Consider the following 18053-nt stretch of genomic DNA (forward strand, 5'->3'; position numbering starts at 1 on the left):
TCGCACGGGACGGCCACGATGGCGCGCTCACGCGCGACGGCGAACCTTCAGCGCTTCGGTGATCAACGGAATCTGCAGGGGAAGGCGCAGCAGTGCGACGGCCTTCTGTGCATTCGTGGTCTTGGGACTCTCGACCCAGTCCACTGCCATATTGATGTTCGCGGGGAAGACGGCGACGAACAGCAATGCGGCGAGTCCGCCACCAAGCCTGCGGGTCCGCGGGACGAGCAGCGCGGTGCCGATAGCGAGTTCGGCAACCCCCGACACGTTGGTGTAGGTCCGGGCGTCGCCCGGTAGCTGCTTGGGGACGAGGTTGTCGAAGAATGTGGGCTTGGCGAAATGCATGGTGCCCGCACCTAGCAAGAGTGCGGCGAGACGCAGTGCCGGCTTCTGGCTCGGCCGTGGTATTTGGCTGTCTTGTTGCATGCCGACAGCTTGCATGAATTTCTCAGTTGGCGACACCCCGGCCATGGGTTCGGACACGGGGATTGGCGACACCCGGGCGCCGACGTGTCGTCGGCGGACGAATCGGAGATAGGCTGCCAGCCGATGGTTTAGTTCTGTACAACGTGGGGACAAAGAAATGGCCGGTAGGCTGCGTGAGAGATTGAGCAGGTCGGAATCGTTGACCGACCGGCCGGACTTCGCGCTGGTTGGTGTACTCCGGATTCCGGAATTGCAGACCAGCCCGGCCCGGGCGATCTATCGGCGGGTGGGATACGCCGTGGCGGCGCTGGGGTTGGCTGTCTTGATCGTTTACCTCGACCGAGACGGCTATCAGGACGCGCAGGGTGGCGAACTGTCGCTACTCGATTGCATCTACTACGCGACGGTGTCGTTGTCGACGACCGGGTACGGTGACATCACACCTGTCACGGAGTCCGCAAGGCTCCTCAACGTTCTACTGATCACACCTCTTCGAATCTTCTTCCTCATCGTCCTCGTCGGTACGACTCTCTCCGCACTTACGGAGAGCTCGCGTCAGACATTCAAGATCCAGCGCTGGAGGCAGCACGTGCGCAATCACACCGTGGTGATCGGTTACGGAACCAAGGGGCGCACCGCGATCGACGCGATGCTCGGTGACGACGTTCCGCCCTCGGAGATCGTTGTGGTGGACACGGATCAGTCCGTGCTCGATTCTGCTGCGGGAAAGGGGCTGGTGACAGTCCACGGATCCGCGACCAAGTCGGATGTGCTGCGGCTGGCGGGCGCACAGAATGCGGCGGCGATCATCGTGGCGGCCAACCGAGACGACACAGCGGTACTCGTGACACTGACTGCGCGCGAGATCGCGCCGAAGGCGAAGATCGTCGCGGCGATCCGGGAATCGGAGAACACCCATTTGCTGAGGCAGTCCGGAGCCGACTCGGTCGTCGTGTCCTCCGAGACCGCCGGCCGACTCCTCGGCATCGCCACGACTACCCCCAGTGTGGTCGAGATGATGGAGGACCTCCTTACCCCGGAGGCTGGATTCGCCATCGCCGAACGCGCCGTCGAACGGGACGAGATCGGCGGCTCTCCGCGTCATTTGTCCGACATCGTGCTCGGTGTCGTCCGGGACGGGCGACTGGTGCGTGTCGGCTCGGCAGAAGTCGACTCCGTTGAGGAGAACGACCGCCTGCTGTATATCCGAAGGGTCGCTAACTGACCGGCAGTAGTGTCGATCAGGTGGTCGCATTCCGGTTGAACGAGATCCCACTCCTGTCGCGCTCTGCCCTGGGCCGGGCCGAGGAATTGCGTTCAGACACCGAGGCCTTGCGCGCGGGATGGGCGGAATCGCTTCTCCTGCGGGTCAATCGCCGGGGGCAGGTTCGGGTACGTGATGACAGCCTGGTGTTTTCGGACGCCACCGAACTCGGCCTGGAACCCGAGCCGGGAGCGGTCTTCCTCGGGGTCCGCGAGGACCGGCATGTGTGGACGGTACGGGTACCCGCCCTTACCGGAGAACTGGCGGATCTCCGGGCTCTGGGTGGAGTTCTCGATGATGCTGATGCGGGTCTTCTCACCAGCGCGCTCGCGATGCTGAACTGGCACGACAGTGCGGGCTTCAGCGCACTCGACGGCGCGGTTTCGGTGCCGACGATGTCGGGATGGTCGCGAATCTCGACGAGTACCGGACACGAGGAGTTTCCCCGCACCGATCCGGCGATCATCTGCCTCGTCCACGACGACGGCGACCGTGTCCTTTTGGCTCGGCAACCCACCTGGCCCCCGAGGCGATACTCGCTCCTGGCTGGATTCGTCGAAGCCGGCGAGTCCCTCGAGGCGTGCGTGGCCCGAGAGATCAAGGAAGAAGTCGGTCTCGACGTTCGGGACGTGCGCTATCTGGGAAGCCAGCCGTGGCCCTTCCCACGGTCGGTGATGATCGGGTTCGCCGCGGTCGGCGATCCCGACGTCTCGTTCACGTTCAGTGACGGCGAGATCGCCGAGGCTCGTTGGTTCAGCAGAGACGAGGTGCGCAGTGCTCTCGAACTCGGCGATTGGGCGTCGGATGGCGATGCCCCGCTGTTGCTCCCGGGATCGATCTCCATCGCGCGGGGCATCATCGAATCCTGGGTGCAATCAGCGGCGACGTCCTAGACGCTAGGCAACACGGGCGTCCTAGACGCTAGGCAACACGGGCGTCCTAGACGCCGAGCAGTTTTTTGACCTGGGCGAGCGAAGGATTGGTCGCGGTGCTGCCATCGGCGAACTTGACTGTCGGGACGACATGGTTTCCGCCGTTGACGCTGCCAACGAAATCAGCGGACGCCGGATCGTCTTCTATGTCGATCTCCACGTAGCTGATGCCGGACTCGTCCAGTTGCGTCTTCAGACGCCGGCAGTAGCCGCACCACGTTGTGGAGTAGATGGTCAGGTCAGGGGTATCGGTCGCAGTCACGGCGCTAATAACACCATGAAAACGTAATGTGTTCCCATCGCGTGGCATTCCTCACAGCAGCCAACCTCTGCTGTGGTCTGTCTGTGCGCTGCATGCTCTGTCGGGTGCCCCTGTCATGATGGACGCCATGTCGGCCAAAGCCCCCGTAGAGGTGACGGATACTGGTCTCGACCCTGAACAATCCGCAGCTGTGCTCGCACCGCGTGGGCCGGTCTGTGTATTGGCGGGCGCGGGAACCGGAAAGACCCGGACGATCACCCGCCGCATCGCACACCTGGTGGAGAGCGGCCATGTCGCCGCGGGGCAGGTGCTGGCGGTGACGTTCACGGCGCGAGCAGCAGGCGAGATGAGGGGCAGGCTTCGCAGCCTGGGGGTGGGTGATGGTGGCACCCAGGTTCAGGCGCGGACTTTCCACGCCGCCGCACTGCGGCAGCTGAGGTACTTCTGGCCGCAAGTGATCGGCGACATGCAATGGCACCTGCTCGACCGCAAGTTCGCGGTCGTGTCGTCCGCCGCGGGTCGCGTGGGCTTGTCCACCAGTACGGAGAGTGTCCGGGACTTGGCGAGTGAGATCGAATGGGCCAAGGCTTCCCTCGTGGCGCCCGAGGACTATCAGCAAGCCGTGGCGCGGATGCGCAGGGAAGTACCGGAAGACGCGGCAAAGGTCGCCGCCGTGTACCAGGGCTACGAAGAACTCAAGGCTCGCAGCCAGGACGGGATGCTCCTCGACTTCGACGACCTCCTCCTTCACACGGCGGGAGCGCTCGAAGAGCACTCGGCCGTCGCCGAGGAGTTCCGCGACCGCTACCGATGCTTCGTCGTCGACGAGTATCAGGATGTCACGCCACTTCAGCAGCGTGTTCTCGATGCCTGGCTCGGGGAGCGAGACGATCTGACGGTGGTCGGCGACGCAAACCAGACCATCTATTCTTTCACCGGCGCCACTCCGCGCTATCTGTTGGACTTCTCGCGCCGATTCCCAGAGGCGACGGTCGTGCGCCTCGAGCGCGATTACCGCTCCACTCCCGAGGTCGTATCGATGGCGAACCGGGTCATCGGCGCGGCGCGGGGACGGATCGCAGGCACTCGATTGCAACTGATCGGGCAACGTGCCTCGGGGCCGGAACCGAGCTTCGCGGAGTTCGATGACGAGCCTGCGGAGGCCGCCGGGGTGGCGGGCGAGATCAAGAAGCTCATCTCCTCGGGTACCCCGGCTGCGGAAATCGCGATCCTCTACCGGATCAACGCCCAGTCGGAGGTTCACGAGCAGGCGTTGACGAGACTCGGTATCCCGTACCAAGTTCGCGGTGGCGAAGGCTTTTTCACCAGGACCGAGGTGCGCCAGGCCATGTCGGAGCTGCGCAGGGCCGCGGATCGGGACGACCTGCCGGATGCGGTCGGGGCCGACCTCGTGACACTGGTCCGCGCCGTGCTGGTACCGCTCGGCCTTACCGACGCCGAACCTGCGGGCGCGCAAGCCCGGGAGCGCTGGTCCTCGTTGTCCGCGCTGGTCGCCCTCACCGAGGAGCAGTTGGTCCAGGACCCGGCTCTCACACTCGAGGGGCTGCTACGCGAGTTGAGCCTGCGAGCGGAGGCGCGACACCCACCCGTCGTACAGGGCGTAACGCTCGCTTCACTGCACGCAGCGAAGGGGCTGGAATGGGACGCGGTGTTCCTCGTCGGTCTCACCGACGGCACCCTGCCCATCGCGCACGTGCTCGGCGACGCGAACTCGGCGCCCGATGATGCTGCGATCGAAGAGGAGCGCCGGTTGCTGTACGTCGGTGTCACCCGGGCGCGTGAGCACCTGCAGATGTCTTGGGCGCTCTCGCGCAACGAGGGTGGTCGCAAGTCCCGGCGTCGCTCACGGTTCCTGCACGGCCTCATTCCGGACGACTCTCCGGCCTCGCGGATCGCGGTGCCCGTCAAGAGCAACAAGAAGCGGCCACAGTGCCGCTTGTGCGGAAAGCCACTGATCGGATCCACCGCAACCATGCTGGGGCGATGTGAGGGGTGCCCGTCGGACGTAGATGTAGAACTCCTCGAATCCCTCCGGGCGTGGCGCCGCGAGAAGTCACGGGAGATGAAGATGCCCGCCTACATCATCTTCACCGACAACACATTGACTGCCCTCGCCGAGCAACGACCCCAGGACGATCGAGGACTCGTTGCGATCCCCGGGATCGGCGCGAAGAAGCTCGAGCAATACGGCGCGGAGGTTCTCGCGGTGATCAAGAGCAACACGAACTCCTGAGACATTTCCCGCGCGATCCGGGTGGCAGGTATCGGCGCAGGTCAAAAATAGGTTGTGCGGTCCCGGCGTATTGCCTACTGTGGTTCCGGTGCGCGGGGAACCCGTGCGGTTGATATCGGATCTAGACGAAGTGGAGGTGGCAGTGAAATGACCAAGTATCAGGCACATCAGATGACAGTCGCTGTCGCCTGCCCGCTTTCGGGGACGAACGTGGCGGAGGCGGTACCAGCGATCAGCTGGTCAGCGGCGCGTCGTCGTCCCGCAGAAACAGTCGAGTCCGTGTATCGAGGTTGTCTAGCGATACCTCGATAAAGCTCCCTGGAGTCTTTCCAAGGCCACGGACCCGCATCGCGGACCGTGGCCTTTGTAGTTCGAGCCCTCTTGCTCGCAGCCTCGGCTCTGGTTCGCAAGTACTTCATCGAACCAAAGAGAACAGCCGTCTCAATGACAGCAGAGGAGAAAGACGTGTCCACCGTGACATGTACCGGGGTGTCCGAAACCTCTACCGCCACAAGCGGGTTAGTTCAGATTGCATCCGCACGCGGTGACCTGCCGTGCCGGTCCGACGACCCGGACCTGTGGTTCGCTGACTCTCCCACCCAGCTGGAACAGGCCAAGGCGCTCTGCGCGCCCTGCCCGATCCGCTCCCGCTGCCTCGATGCGGCCCTCGATCGCGGCGAGCCTTGGGGTGTTTGGGGTGGGGAGATCTTCGAGCACGGTTCCGTGATCGCTCGCAAGCGTTCACGGGGACGCCCACGCAAGGCACAGACGTTGGTCTGCGCCTAGCAATCAGGAAGTGGCGGAGGAAATCGCCCCGTCCGCTCGGCCGGCACCTCACATGAGCCGGCCGAGCGGACGTTCGCTCGCTCCGGCGAGGACAGACGGTGCTATCGATCCTCGGGATCGTCTGCGAACCCGGGGAGCCAGCGCGTGAGGATCGCCATGTACGGCGCGCACGCATCCAGCTGAGCGCAGATCCCGACCGAGCCGACGAGAACCCGGAAAATCATCAGATACTCGGGCGGCAGACTCAGTGCACGGGCGGTGCGGAACTGGGGACTGTTGACGTAGGTGGCAGGCCCCACAGCCTTCTGTAGCCAGGCACGGGTGAAGTGGAACGATTCGGATCGGATCGGATCGGTCAAGGGGCGCAGGTATTCTGCGATCTCCTCGTCAGTGACCGTTCTGCCCGGCAGAACAAACCCGTTGGCGTGCAGCAACTCCGTCAGTTCGTCGAACTGCTCGTGCAGTGACAGCCTGACCATTTTTCCGAGGACCGGCGGAAGTCCGTGTGGGAAAGGCGCGGCGGCACCGAAGTCGATGACACCGAGACGGCCGTCGCTGTGCAACATGAAATTCCCCGGGTGCGGGTCGCAATGGAGCAGGCCTACCCGGGCCGGGGAGGCGAAGTGGAACTCGGCGAGCAGGGCCCCCGCAGCGTTGCGCTCCTCCGGCGTTCCGCGGGCGATTACGTCCGACAGGGGTCTTGCCGACATCCACTCGCTCACAACTACCTTCGGTGCGCTGGCGACGACGTGCGGGATCGCGAACTGTGGATCTCCTTCGTAGACCTTGGCGAACTGGCGCTGATGGTTCGCCTCGATTCGGTAGTCGAGTTCCTCTTCGGTCCGGGCGGTGAACTCCTCGATGACGGGCCGAACGTCGACCCCTGGCATCGCCGACGTGAATAGACCGGCGAAGCGCCCGAGGGTCTTGAGATCTGCTCGCAGGGCTTCGTCTGCGCCGGGATACTGAACCTTGACTGCGACCTCGCGACCGTCCGACCACACTCCGCGGTGCACCTGACCGATGCTGGCTGACGCGATCGGGGTGTCGTCGAACGATTCGAAGCGTTCATGCCACTTCGTGCCCAACTGCTGGTCGAGCATCTTGTGAACCGCCCGCGTGGGTAGGGGAGGAGCTTGTGCCTGAAGCTTGTTGAGCGACTCGCGATACGGCTCGGCGAATTCCTCTGGGATCGCCGCTTCCATCACGCTCAGGGCTTGCCCCAGCTTCATGGCGCCACCCTTGAGCTCGCCGAGAACGGCGAATAATTGTTCGGCGGCTTTGGCGCTCAACTGGGCGTCGATGGCGTCCTTGTCGCCACCGGTCAGTTTCCTGCCGAGTCCCATGGCCGCACGCCCCGCGATTCCCAATGGAATGCTCGCGAGTTTGGCGGTGCGGGCAGAACTCCTGCGAGGGATATCGGACACCACACCATCATGACGGAAGACGGCTCGGGTCGCCTGCGATGGGTGCCAGATAGGTGCAGCTGCAACTGTTCTGTTTGGGCCAGTGTCGGGTCACCAGCCGGTGGGCCGCGAGGTCGATCTCGAGGGTTGCGCCCAGACTGCTCGGCGGAGCGCTTCGGGGGGCCGACAGCACGGCTTCGAGCTGACCGAGCGCGACGGCGGTCGTGGCCATGATCACAGCCGGGCTTGCGTGTCCGACGGTCCCGAGCAGTTGAGCGGACAGGTGCGGCCAGTCCTCGTCGTACCCGGCACGAAGGAGGTCGGCGCACCGGAGACAACTGGTGTGGCCGGGTAGCACGAGTGGGCCCACCACTCCGCGGCCGTCGCGTAGCCGAACCTGGAGGTGGGGTATCCCGTTCCGGACGAGGTCCGCGACGAGGCGGGGTTCTGCCACCAGATCGTCCGCGAGCACGACGCACCCGGCGTTCCACCGCGCAACATCGCCATCCGCGGAATACCGGGACGATCGTACGACCCGATTCCCGCCGTCGATCAGCGATTTCGAGACCGCATCGGACAGGGGACCGCGCCCGTGCACCCGGATCGCGATGGGTTCTGCACTCGTTGGCGAACGTCCGGCTGCCATGAGTCCGGCTCTATCGAGATCGCCGAGAAGTCTGGTCACTTCGGCGACAGTCATTCCGAGCCCCACCGCGGTCCACAGGATGTGCGGACGTGAATTCTTGCCGTCGAGCAGTCGGAGTACGGCGAGAAGCTGTTCCGAGCGAAGACCCGCCGGTGGTGTGAGAACCACTGCATGCTCTGGATCCCAGCCGAGTTGGACCCGGCCGTCGCGGCGGACGAGCACTGGGAGCCGAGGGTCGAGGGTGGCGCCGACCGCGCCTGGGTATTGGAAGCTCACCCCGCAGACGATGACACGGCTCGGTTAACCGAGAAGCCGTTGCAGACGAGTTATCCACAGGCGGAAAGGTGCTCTGACCTGTAGATAACCCGCTGCCGGGAGAATGTCGCGATCCGCAGGTCAGGACTGAGGTTCGTCGTCTGGATTCTCTCCGGACCGTTCGGCTTCTTCGGCGCGTTCACGCGCTAGCGTTGCCTCGAGCTGCTCCATCGGATTGTCGAAGTTGCCGCCGTCCGCACCCTTTCCGAGCACACGATCGACGAATGTGTCGGGGTTGTCGAGATCGGAGGAGTCGGGCAGCAGGTCGGGGTGAGCCCACACACTGTCACGCGAATCGATGGTCGAATCGGAGGTCAGCCGGTTCCACAACTGCGCAGCCTCGCGTACCTTGCGGGGTCGCAGTTCGAGTCCGACCAGCGTCGCGAACGTCTGTTCGGCGGGTCCGCCGGTTGCGCGCCGACGACGCAGTGTCTCACTGAGAGCCCCTACGCCAGGGAGTCGGTCGTTGAGCGCGAACGCCACAACAACCTCGACCCAGCCCTCGATGAGGGCGAGCAGCGTCTCGAGACGCTCGAGGGCCTGCTTCTGTTCCGGCGTGGTCTGCGGTTCGAATGCACCCTGCTGCAGGATGTTCTCGAGCTGAGAGGGATCGCCGAGCGCCGACGGATCGAGCCCCTTGGCCATCTCCTCGATGGCGGAGAAGTCCATTGTGATCCCGCGGGCGTACTCCTCGACAGTGGCGAGGAGGCGTTGGCGCAGCCACGGGACATGGCTGTAAAGGCGCTGGTAGGCGGCTTCTCGGGCGGCCAGGAAGACGAGGATCTCCCGGTCGGGCTGTTCGAGGCCCTTACTGAACCTCCCCACGGCAGCCGGAAGCAGAGCTCCCGTCCCGGTAGGCCCGAGGGGGAGTCCGATATCGGTGGAGGTGAGGACTTCTTTCGACAGCTGGCCCAGGGCCTGGCCGAGTTGGGAGCCGAACGCGAGACCACCCATCTGGTTCATCATGCCGAGCATGGGCCCGGCCATTTGCCGCGCTTCTTCGGGTAGACCTTGCACCCACATACCGGACACCTTCTCCGCGACGGGATCACACAGTCGCTTCCAGGTGTCGAGCGTGTTGTCGATCCAGTCGTTGGGGGTCCACGCGAGCGTCTTCGACGCACCGGCGGGCAACGTCGTCGCGGCATCGAGCCACAGCTCGGCCAGCCGCGTCGCTTCGGCGATCGCCTCGGAATTGCCTTGGGTGATGGGAGCCACCGAACCTATTTGCTGGCGAGCGATTTTCTTGGCGAGGTCATAGTTGACGGGGCCACTCTGTTCACCCGACGCCATCGACGAGCCCATTCCGCTCAACATCTGGCCGAACTGGGTCAGCATCTGGCCGAGAGCCGCCGGATCGAACCCGCCTTGATCGAAGCCGCCGCTGGGGGACCCGCCCACCCCGAATCCGAAGTCGCCGGAACCGCCCGAATTCTTGTCACGGTCTTGCCCGCTCTGACCTCCCGTGTTTTCTTCTCGGTCGGGATCGTCAGAGTTGGAGAAGCCGAACGGCGGATTGCTCATACCCCAACGTTACAAGGCGTAGGCATCCCTAGGTGCCTGCCGTATCACGCTGATGGCGAACATGCCGATAGGCGCTGCATTCGGGTCGCGCTCTACGCTGGTTCAGGTGAATCGACGGATCGTGACGCTTCTGGCTGCGCTGGCCCCGATCGTGCTGTTGGGCCTCCTCGGCACGATGGTCAAGGTGCCATTCGTGGCTCTGGGGCCGGGCCCCACGTTCAACACTCTCGGGGAAGTGGGCGGTGAGGAGGTCGTCGCCATCGAGGGTACGGATGTGGACCCGACGTCCGGCCATCTCAACATGACGACCGTCGCCGTGCGCGACGATCTCAACGTGTTCGAGGCGTTCGGGCTGTGGGCGAGTGGACGTCAAGGCATCGTGCCTCGCGAGGAAGTGTATCCGCCGGACAGGTCGAAAGATGAGGTCCAGCAAGAGAACGAGGCCGACTTCGAGCAGTCGGAGGACAGCGCCGAACTCGCTGCACTGCATTACTTGGGTGAACCGGTGAACCTCCGCGTCGCTCAGGTCGTCGACGACGGCCCCTCCATCGGTGTTCTGCGTTCAGGCGATGAGTTGGTCAGTGTCAATGGCATGCCGGTCTCGACGGTCGGGAGCGTTCAGCGAGCCGTCGCGGCTGTGGAGCCGGGTACAGAGGTGACGATCGTGGTCATCCGGGACGGCGCCGAGGCGACGGTGCCCGTTGTGCTCGGATCCCGTCCGGACGACGAATCCGAGGGATATCTGGGAATCGTCCCCGAGGAGGTTCCCGACGTCCCGTTCACCGTGGAGTTCAATCTCGCCGACGTGGGGGGTCCCTCGGCCGGACTGATGTTCGCCCTTGCCGTGGTCGACAAACTCAGCCCAGGGGACCTCAACGGTGGCAAGTTCGTTGCCGGGACGGGCACCATCGACTCCGACGGGGAAGTGGGTCCGATCGGCGGCATCAAGTACAAGTTGATCGCAGCGAGCGAGGCCGGCGCCGAGACGTTCCTCGTCCCCGCGGGGAACTGCGACGAGGCTCGGCAGGGTGCACCGGACGGACTTCGGTTAGTGAAGGTCGACGACCTCGACGGAGCTGTCGACGCTCTCGAGGCAGTCAACACGGGCGGTTCCGCACCGATGTGCTGATCAGGCCGCGCTGCGACGGTCAGTCGTCTTCGGGCGCGTCGAAGGTGGCGTGTAGCGCGCCCACGAGATTCGGAGCGAGGTTCTCGTAGGTCAGTAGTTCGATTCCGGCGTAGGGGTCGGAGTCGTCGTCAGGGCGCAATTGCATCAGGCACAGCGACGGCCCGTCGCGCAGAACGGCCGCGATCAACCGGGCGGACCTGCGGTCCGGATGGGATTCGGCGGCGGCGCGGGCCGCGTTGTCTGCGGCGTCACGGTCGTAGAGCAGCGGTGCGAGCGCGTCGTCGAGGTCGGACTCCGCTTCGGGTGGGAGGACGACGATCTCCTGAACAAGTACGCAGCCGACGACGGACTCGGGCCAACTGGTGGTGGCGAGGAATTCGTCGAGCGCACGTGACCCGCCGTCGATGTCCTCAGGAAACGGGTCCTGCTCCACAGGGGTCAGCTCGGAACCGTCGAGAAGCTGATCGAGAAGGTTCGGTTCGGCCGCGGCGAGCAGTTCGGTCGGGACGAGTGCGAACATCTGGGGCGGTTGATCCCACCCTCCGGCATCGACGAATTCGACTACCTCACGCACACACCGGGCTAGTGCATTCGTCTCACCGTTCACATTTTCTTCACTCACAGCCTCATTTTCGCACCCCGGAATCCGGACCGACGGTCGCATCTCGCAGATGTTACGTAGGGTGGGACGAAACGGTCACGCACTCGATGTTGGGGTGTGGGAGACTGTCGGGCAGTCGATCGCGGCGTGTGAGCGTCGCCGAGTTCTTGGAGTGTGGCTAGTGGGCATGCGGCCCCCCGCAGGATTACCATCGTTGTCCAAGCGCAGTCGTGTGCTGCTGGTTTTGGCGCTCGTCGCCGCAGTGCTACTGCTGGTAGGTCCCCGCCTGATCAGTACCTATACGGACTGGTTGTGGTTCGGTGAAGTGGGATTCCGCAGCGTCTTCACCAAGGTTCTCCTCACGCGTGTGGTCATTTTCCTGGTGGTCGCTGCCGTCGTCGGCCTGATCATCTGGCTTGCGCTGCTGCTCGCCTACCGGTCGCGGCCGGTCTTCGTCCCGGTCTCAGGGCCGAATGATCCCGTGGCGCGCTACCGCACCACCGTGATGTCGCGCCTGCGCCTGTTCGGCCTGGCAATTCCCATCGTCATCGGACTGTTCGCCGGTTTGGTCGCCCAGTCCAGTTGGGTGACGGTCCAGCTGTTCTTCAATGGCGGAACGTTCGGAGTCACCGACCCGGAATTCGGACTAGACGTCGGTTTCTACACCTTCGACCTGCCGTTCTACCGGTTCGTTCTCAACTGGCTGTTCGTGGCGGTTCTGCTCGCGTTCTTCGCCAGCCTGGTGACGCACTACATCTTCGGTGGGCTGAAATTGGCAGGTCGGGGAGGCGCACTTACGAACGCGGCGCGTGTCCAGTTGGCCGTGCTGGCGGGAACGTTCATTCTCCTCAAAGCTGTCGCTTATTGGTTCGATCGGTACTCACTGCTGTCGAGTAGCAGGAAGGAACCTACGTTTACAGGCGGCAGCTTCACCGACATGAATGCGGTGCTGCAGGCCAAGATGATTCTGCTGGCGATCGCGGTGATCTGCGCGATTGCCTTCTTCGCCGCGATATTCATGCGTGACCTGCGTATCCCGGCGCTGGCGACGGCGCTTCTGGTTCTCTCATCGGTTCTGGTGGGCGCGGTGTGGCCACTGGTGGTGGAACAGTTCTCGGTCAAGCCGAACGCGGCCCAGAAGGAGAGCCCGTACATCGAGCGGAACATCCAGGCGACGCGGCAGGCGTATGGGATCACAGAAGACAACATCGACTACGCCGCCTACCCGGGTGTCGGCACTCAGCAGCCTCAGGACGTCCCCGCGGACGTGACGACGATCGCCAACGCGCGTTTGCTGGACCCGGCCATCCTGTCGCCCACATTCACCGCACAGCAGCAGTTGAAGAACTTCTACGGGTTCCCCGCGACGCTCAACGTCGATCGGTACGAGACTGACGGTCAACTGCGAGACTACGTCGTTGCTGCGCGCGAACTCGCGCCGGCCAACCTGACCGGAAACCAGACCGACTGGATCAACCGCCATACCGTGTACACCCACGGCAACGGGTTCATCGCTGCACAGGCCAACCAGGTGACTGCAGCCGAGGGCGAAGACGATGACAACACCGGCGGTTACCCGCTCTACAACGTGAGCGATCTCTTTTCGCAGCCCACCGACCCGGCCCTCCAAGTGGACAACCCGCGGATCTACTACGGCGAGTTGATCGCCCAGTCCGACCCCGACTACGCCATCGTCGGGGGATCGCCGGGAGATGCTCCGCGAGAGTACGACACCGACGACTCCAACTACACCTACACAGGTTCCGGTGGAGTGCCGATCGGTAACTGGTTCAACCGACTGGCCTTCGCCGCCAAATTCACCGAGCGGAACATTCTGTTCTCCGGTGCGATCGGCTCGGACTCGAAGATCATCTACAACCGTGACCCCCGCGACCGCGTGCGGCAAGTGGCACCATGGCTGACCACCGACGGCTCCGTGTACCCGGCCGTTGTGGACGGCAAGGTCCAATGGATCGTCGACGCCTATACGACGCTCGAGGACTATCCCTACGCGCAGCGCAGTTCGCTCGACGGATTGGTCGAGGACAGCATCGACCAGAACACCGGACGCTTGATTCCGCGCAAGGAGGTGTCGTACATCCGGAACTCGGTCAAGGCCACCGTCGACGCGTACGACGGCACCGTGACGCTGTACCAGGTGGACGAGAACGATCCGGTGCTGAAGGCATGGATGGGAGTGTTCCCCGACACCGTCAAGCCGAAGAGCGACGTCAGTGCAGACCTGCAGGCACACTTCCGCTACCCGGAAGATCTGTTCAAGGTTCAGCGGGAGATGTTGGCCAAGTACCACGTGGACGATCCGAACGAGTTCTTCACGAACAACGCGTTCTGGTCGGTTCCGAGTGATCCCACGATCGATACGACTGCCAATCAGCCTCCCTATTACGTCCTGGTCGGTGGTACGGAAACGGCGCAACCCGAGTTCCGTCTGACGAGCCCCATGGTGGGCTTCAACCGCGAGTTGTTGTCGGCGTACATTTCGGTTGCCTCGGATCCGGAGAACTACGGCAAGTTCAATGTGTTGCAGCTACCGACTGACACGCAGACTCAGGGACCGCAACAGGCCCAGAACGCGATGACCTCCAACTCGAGGGTTGCCAGTGAGTTGTCGCTGCTGAGGCAGTCGAACAGGATCCAATTCGGAAACCTGCTCACACTACCCATCGCCGACGGCGGCATTCTCTACGTGGAGCCGCTGTACACCCAGAGGAATTCTGCGAACTCGTTCCCGCAGCTTGCGCGGGTCCTGGTGAGCTTCAGTGACACCAACGGCATCCGGGTCGGATACGCGCCGACGTTGGCTGAAGCACTCAGTCAGGTGTTCGGTGCAGGCACTGGTTCTGTTGCCACGGAGCCCAGCGATGAAGCCGTACTTGCCGGGGAGCAGACGGGTGAGGCGACGCCGCAACCGGCGGCGGCCGAACCGCCGCCTGCGACACTTCCCGCGCCGGACGCGGACGCTGCCATCAACGAACTCAACGCATCGTTGGATGCGCTGACCGCGGCCCAGCAAAGTGGTGATTTCGCCGCCTACGGTGCGGCGCTCGCCAGGCTCCAGAATGCGGTGGACGCCTACGAGGCGATCCCGCGGTAGGGGCTTCTCGGTCACACACAGAGATGACGAGGCCCTGCCATCCGAACCGGATGGCAGGGCCTCGTCATATGGGCGGGCGGTCATCTGCCGGGACAGTCGTCGCAGCAAGTCGGGCGGCGGCTGCTGGACGGCACTCGAGAGACTTCTCGTTGCGCCGCCGTTATGCGATGGGAATCAAAGACGACTCGTTGATCGGCTCATATCGAAAAGGTTCTCATGAGGTCTCGAAGTGGTGTCGGGCGAAAAGGTGGCGGAAACGAAGAGGTGCCCTGCGTGCAGTTGTGCTGCACGCAGGGCACCTCCAAGTACTGTTCTGCGGATCAGAGGTACTTCCCGCACACCGGCCAAGCGCCTGGTCCCTGACCTGCCAGGACATTCTCGGCGACCCGAATCTGCTCCTCGCGCGACGCGTTGGCCGCAGACCCGGTTCCACCGAATTCGGCCCAGGTGCTGTCGGTGAACTGCAGACCGCCCCTGAAACCATTGCCCGTGTCTGCGGCCCAGTTTCCGCTGCTCTCGCACATTGCGACGGCATCCCAGTTGTGGGAGGCGGCAGAGGCGGTGCCGGTGCTCAGACCGAGCGGCACAACCAGAAGTGCCCCGGCCAGCGTGACTGCGCCCATGGTCCGCTTGACGATGCTGATGTTGGTCATGTGGTGCTTCCTCTCCGCGTTTGCCGACGAGGTAGGCCTGCGGGAATCGGCTGGTGCGCCGGTCCGGGCGATCGATCCGTTCTCGTCCTTGCCCCTCGAGGTGTGGGGATTCCGGATCCCGCGGGGCAAGGTAAGGCTGCGGCGGGCCGGCGTTGCCCGGTGGTTTCGGGCTGGTCACGAACGTACGTGTCGATCACAGAATGGTCACGGTCCGATTTTCTGAAACGGGCGTACAAATACCGACTACCTTGATTCCCGTTTTCGCAGGTCGTCCATTACATTGCCGAACACGCGCGTCGAGGCGGATTGGCGGAAGTGTGACGAGGGTCACATCATTTGGTAACGGATGTGATTCGTGTGATTGCTCGAAGGCTCAAAGAGGTTGCCGTCCAGACACTTTCCGGCGGATTTGCAATCGGTTCCTTCGTTCGTGTAACTTCATTGTCGCAACGCGGGGTGGAGCAGCTCGGTAGCTCGCTGGGCTCATAACCCAGAGGTCGCAGGTTCAAATCCTGTCCCCGCTACCACCGAAGAACCGGTGCCCTTACTCGAGGGCGCCGGTTCTTTTTGTCTGAGGCCGTAGCCCGGTCGATTGTGCTGCCGATGCCCGCGCAGCGTTGGGGCACACTTGTGCGATGGGGACCGGAGCGGGGCGGGTGAACCCGAAGTGGGATGAGACCGACGAGGCCGGCCGGTGGCTGGCTGATGAGCTCGATCAAAGATCCACTGTTGGAGCGGCGGTGCCGCGCCGGTATCCACTGTGCGTGGAGATTCCCCGAACGCGTGTGCAATATCCGGAGCTTGTCGAGGCGACCGAGGGGTCTGGCGTTGTTCGGGCAGCCGTGCTCGTGGATGCCCTCGAGCATCTGACGAAGGGCCAGATCTGCCACTTCGCAGTGTGGGAGGGATGGGGGTACTTCGGACGGCGCGCGACCCGGCTGGCGTATGACATCCCCAGCGAAGGGATACTTCTGATACCGCATCAGCAGATGCGGTATCACCTTTGGTCAGGCCCGGTGTCCGAGTTCTCCACGTTCGCTCGGGAATGGACTGATCCTTCGTTCGTGTGGCCCGAGGACCGACGCTGGTGTCTCGGTTCTTCCGTCGACAGCACTGCGACCTACCTGGGAGGGGACAACGCCGTGGCGGCGGCCGTGCTCGGTGCACCGGAACTCGACGCGAGGATCGTGGACCGCAGCGCCGAGCAAGCCTTTCCAGATCGCTAGGTCATACGAGTTTACGGATCGCCGAGATACCGTCCCGATCCGAACAGTTGCACCGACGACTGTAAGCTGCATCGTATGGAACGGATCTGGTCTGTTCTCACCCATGGGCTGACCATTGTTCAGCTGACGTGGGTGGCTGTCCTGACGCTGGTGATCACGGCAACGCTCACGAGCAATGGACCGACTGTGGCCGTCGGTGCAGCGGTTGCGATCCTTCTTCTGCTAGCGGTCACGGGGTCGGAATCCCGGTCCCCGCTGTACCTTTTGACCGCGTCGGTCTCCGGGCCGCACGGTGAGGAACGTAGACTCCGGGGCGCGTTCCGCCGGCAGAGCGCCCCGGATACACCCGGTCGTCCGCGACGCCCCCGAGCACCCGGGCAGGTCCCCACAGCCGCGTAGCGTCCCTTCGCTGCGTGGGCTCCCGAGTCGACCTGTCCATTCGCACGCCCGCGTCCCAAAGGGGTGGGCGTGAAACTTCGCACGATGCCGCGTGATCGCGCCGTGCAGCAACGAGGTGCTCAATGCTCGATGTCATCTACTACCCTGTTTCAGCAATTCTGTGGTTCTGGCACAAAGTCTTCGGGTCGGTCTTGGGGCCGGACAACGGTTTCGCCTGGGCCCTGGCCGTGGTATTCCTGGTCTTCACCTTGCGAATCCTGTTGCTCGGACCAGCGATCCGGCAGGTCCGCACGACCCTCCAGATGCAGCAGCTGCAACCCCAGATCAAGGCGCTGCAGAAGAAGTACGCCGGCGACCGGCAACGGCAGGCAACCGAAATGCAGAAACTGCAGAAGGAGCACGGATTCAACCCACTGATGGGATGCCTACCTGCTCTGGTTCAAGCCCCCGTGTTCCTCGGTCTCTATCACGTCCTGCGATCGTTCAACCGGACCGGAACGGGGCTGGGGCAGCTCGGAATGTCCCCAGAGGTCAATGCAAACACCCCGAACTACGTTTTCAGCGCTGCGGACGTGCAGTCGTTCCTGAGCGCTCGCCTGTTCGGGGCACCGATCTCGGTCGCAATCACCAGCCCGGACAGCACGCTGGCATCTTTCGCACAGTTCGGCGGGATTCCGGCAGTATCCACAATCGCCGCCGTTGCGCTACCGCTGATGGTGATCGCAAGCCTCGCCACGCATTTCAACGCCCGGGCGTCGATTGCGAGGCAGAGTTCCGAGGCGGCCGCGAATCCACAGTCCGCCATTATGAACAAGCTGATGCTCTGGGTCTTTCCCCTCGGCGTCCTCGTCGGTGGGCCCTTCCTCATGATTGCGATCCTGCTGTACTGGGTCAGCAACAACATCTGGACCTACGGCCAACAGCACTTCGTATTCGCCAGGATCGATCGGGAGGAATCCGCGAAGCACGTAGCGGAGGCCGAAAGGCGTGCGCCGACAACCCCCAAACCGGGAGCCCGGCCTGCAACTCGGAAGAAGAAACGTAGGCGGTAGGAGAGGGAAGGCGATCCGTCCCCCGTCGAATCGAAATCGGCGGGGGCGGATCCCTGGGTGAAA

General features: G+C 63.7%; 15 protein-coding genes, 1 tRNA gene and 1 pseudogene. 10 read left to right on the top strand and 7 right to left on the bottom strand.

Features of this window, described 5'->3' with window-relative positions; genetic code table 11:
- Positions 1-27: 27 nt before the first annotated feature.
- Positions 28-426, bottom strand: a complete 399-nt coding sequence (locus tag BFN03_RS04775; RefSeq protein ID WP_070380618.1) for a DoxX family protein — start codon at positions 424-426, stop codon at positions 28-30.
- A 157-nt stretch (positions 427-583) separates the two neighbouring features.
- On the opposite strand from BFN03_RS04775, the gene BFN03_RS04780 reads away from it, so the two are divergent.
- Together BFN03_RS04780 and nudC are read left to right on the top strand one after the other, a co-directional pair.
- On the top strand, positions 584-1651 hold the full coding sequence (locus BFN03_RS04780; protein ID WP_070378055.1) for a potassium channel family protein: 1068 nt from the start codon (positions 584-586) through the stop codon (positions 1649-1651).
- Between the two features lie 20 nt (positions 1652-1671).
- Positions 1672-2583: an NAD(+) diphosphatase gene (gene nudC / locus BFN03_RS04785; protein WP_070378056.1), complete on the top strand. Its 912-nt coding sequence runs from the start codon at positions 1672-1674 to the stop codon at positions 2581-2583.
- A 46-nt stretch (positions 2584-2629) separates the two neighbouring features.
- On the opposite strand, the gene BFN03_RS04790 is transcribed toward nudC, so the two are convergent.
- Positions 2630-2884, bottom strand: coding sequence for a mycoredoxin (locus BFN03_RS04790; protein ID WP_070378057.1), 255 nt, complete (start codon positions 2882-2884; stop codon positions 2630-2632).
- 115 nt (positions 2885-2999) lie between these two features.
- Between BFN03_RS04790 and BFN03_RS04795 the strand changes: the two genes are divergently transcribed.
- Both BFN03_RS04795 and BFN03_RS04800 read left to right on the top strand, forming a co-directional pair.
- Entirely contained in the window at positions 3000-5138 is a 2139-nt protein-coding gene (locus tag BFN03_RS04795) for an ATP-dependent DNA helicase UvrD2 (protein WP_070378058.1), read from the top strand.
- Positions 5139-5582: 444 nt separating this feature from the next.
- Positions 5583-5924, top strand: coding sequence for a WhiB family transcriptional regulator (locus BFN03_RS04800; RefSeq protein WP_070378059.1), 342 nt, complete (start codon positions 5583-5585; stop codon positions 5922-5924).
- Positions 5925-6025: 101 nt separating this feature from the next.
- On the opposite strand, the gene BFN03_RS04805 is transcribed toward BFN03_RS04800, so the two are convergent.
- The 3 genes from BFN03_RS04805 to BFN03_RS04815 all read right to left on the bottom strand — a co-directional run bounded on the left by BFN03_RS04805 (position 6026) and on the right by BFN03_RS04815 (position 9815).
- A complete protein-coding gene (locus BFN03_RS04805) occupies positions 6026-7351 on the bottom strand; it encodes an ABC1 kinase family protein (RefSeq protein ID WP_070380619.1) in 1326 nt (441 codons plus the stop codon).
- 7 nt (positions 7352-7358) lie between these two features.
- Positions 7359-8252: a hypothetical protein gene (locus BFN03_RS04810; protein ID WP_070378060.1), complete on the bottom strand. Its 894-nt coding sequence runs from the start codon at positions 8250-8252 to the stop codon at positions 7359-7361.
- Positions 8253-8372: 120 nt separating this feature from the next.
- Positions 8373-9815 (bottom strand): zinc-dependent metalloprotease, encoded by a 1443-nt coding sequence (locus BFN03_RS04815; protein WP_070378061.1) that lies wholly within the window; start codon positions 9813-9815, stop codon positions 8373-8375.
- 106 nt (positions 9816-9921) lie between these two features.
- On the opposite strand from BFN03_RS04815, the gene BFN03_RS04820 reads away from it, so the two are divergent.
- On the top strand, positions 9922-10944 hold the full coding sequence (locus BFN03_RS04820) for a YlbL family protein (protein ID WP_070380620.1): 1023 nt from the start codon (positions 9922-9924) through the stop codon (positions 10942-10944).
- Positions 10945-10963: 19 nt separating this feature from the next.
- Here BFN03_RS04820 and BFN03_RS04825 read toward each other — a convergent pair whose 3' ends face one another.
- A complete protein-coding gene (locus tag BFN03_RS04825) occupies positions 10964-11566 on the bottom strand; it encodes a PPA1309 family protein (RefSeq protein ID WP_070380621.1) in 603 nt (200 codons plus the stop codon).
- Positions 11567-11726: 160 nt separating this feature from the next.
- Between BFN03_RS04825 and BFN03_RS04830 the strand changes: the two genes are divergently transcribed.
- Positions 11727-14660 (top strand): UPF0182 family protein, encoded by a 2934-nt coding sequence (locus BFN03_RS04830; protein WP_070380622.1) that lies wholly within the window; start codon positions 11727-11729, stop codon positions 14658-14660.
- Positions 14661-14983: 323 nt separating this feature from the next.
- On the opposite strand, the pseudogene BFN03_RS04835 reads toward BFN03_RS04830, so the two are convergent.
- Positions 14984-15313 (bottom strand): annotated as a pseudogene (locus tag BFN03_RS04835) (transglycosylase family protein); the annotation flags it as partial.
- 450 nt (positions 15314-15763) lie between these two features.
- Between BFN03_RS04835 and BFN03_RS04840 the strand changes: the two are divergent.
- The 4 genes from BFN03_RS04840 to yidC all read left to right on the top strand — a co-directional run bounded on the left by BFN03_RS04840 (position 15764) and on the right by yidC (position 17990).
- A tRNA-Met gene (locus tag BFN03_RS04840) sits at positions 15764-15840 on the top strand.
- Between the two features lie 108 nt (positions 15841-15948).
- Complete coding sequence (locus tag BFN03_RS04845; protein WP_070378063.1) at positions 15949-16539, top strand: hypothetical protein; 591 nt, start codon at positions 15949-15951, stop codon at positions 16537-16539.
- A 75-nt stretch (positions 16540-16614) separates the two neighbouring features.
- Positions 16615-16938: a DUF6412 domain-containing protein gene (locus tag BFN03_RS04850; RefSeq protein ID WP_070378064.1), complete on the top strand. Its 324-nt coding sequence runs from the start codon at positions 16615-16617 to the stop codon at positions 16936-16938.
- 122 nt (positions 16939-17060) lie between these two features.
- The gene (yidC, locus tag BFN03_RS04855; RefSeq protein ID WP_084385494.1) at positions 17061-17990 is read left to right on the top strand and encodes a membrane protein insertase YidC; all 930 of its coding nucleotides are present in this window, start codon (positions 17061-17063) and stop codon (positions 17988-17990) included.
- Positions 17991-18053: the final 63 nt, after the last annotated feature.

This window comes from Rhodococcus sp. WMMA185, from assembly GCF_001767395.1.
Classification (GTDB): Bacteria; Actinomycetota; Actinomycetes; order Mycobacteriales; family Mycobacteriaceae; genus Rhodococcus_F.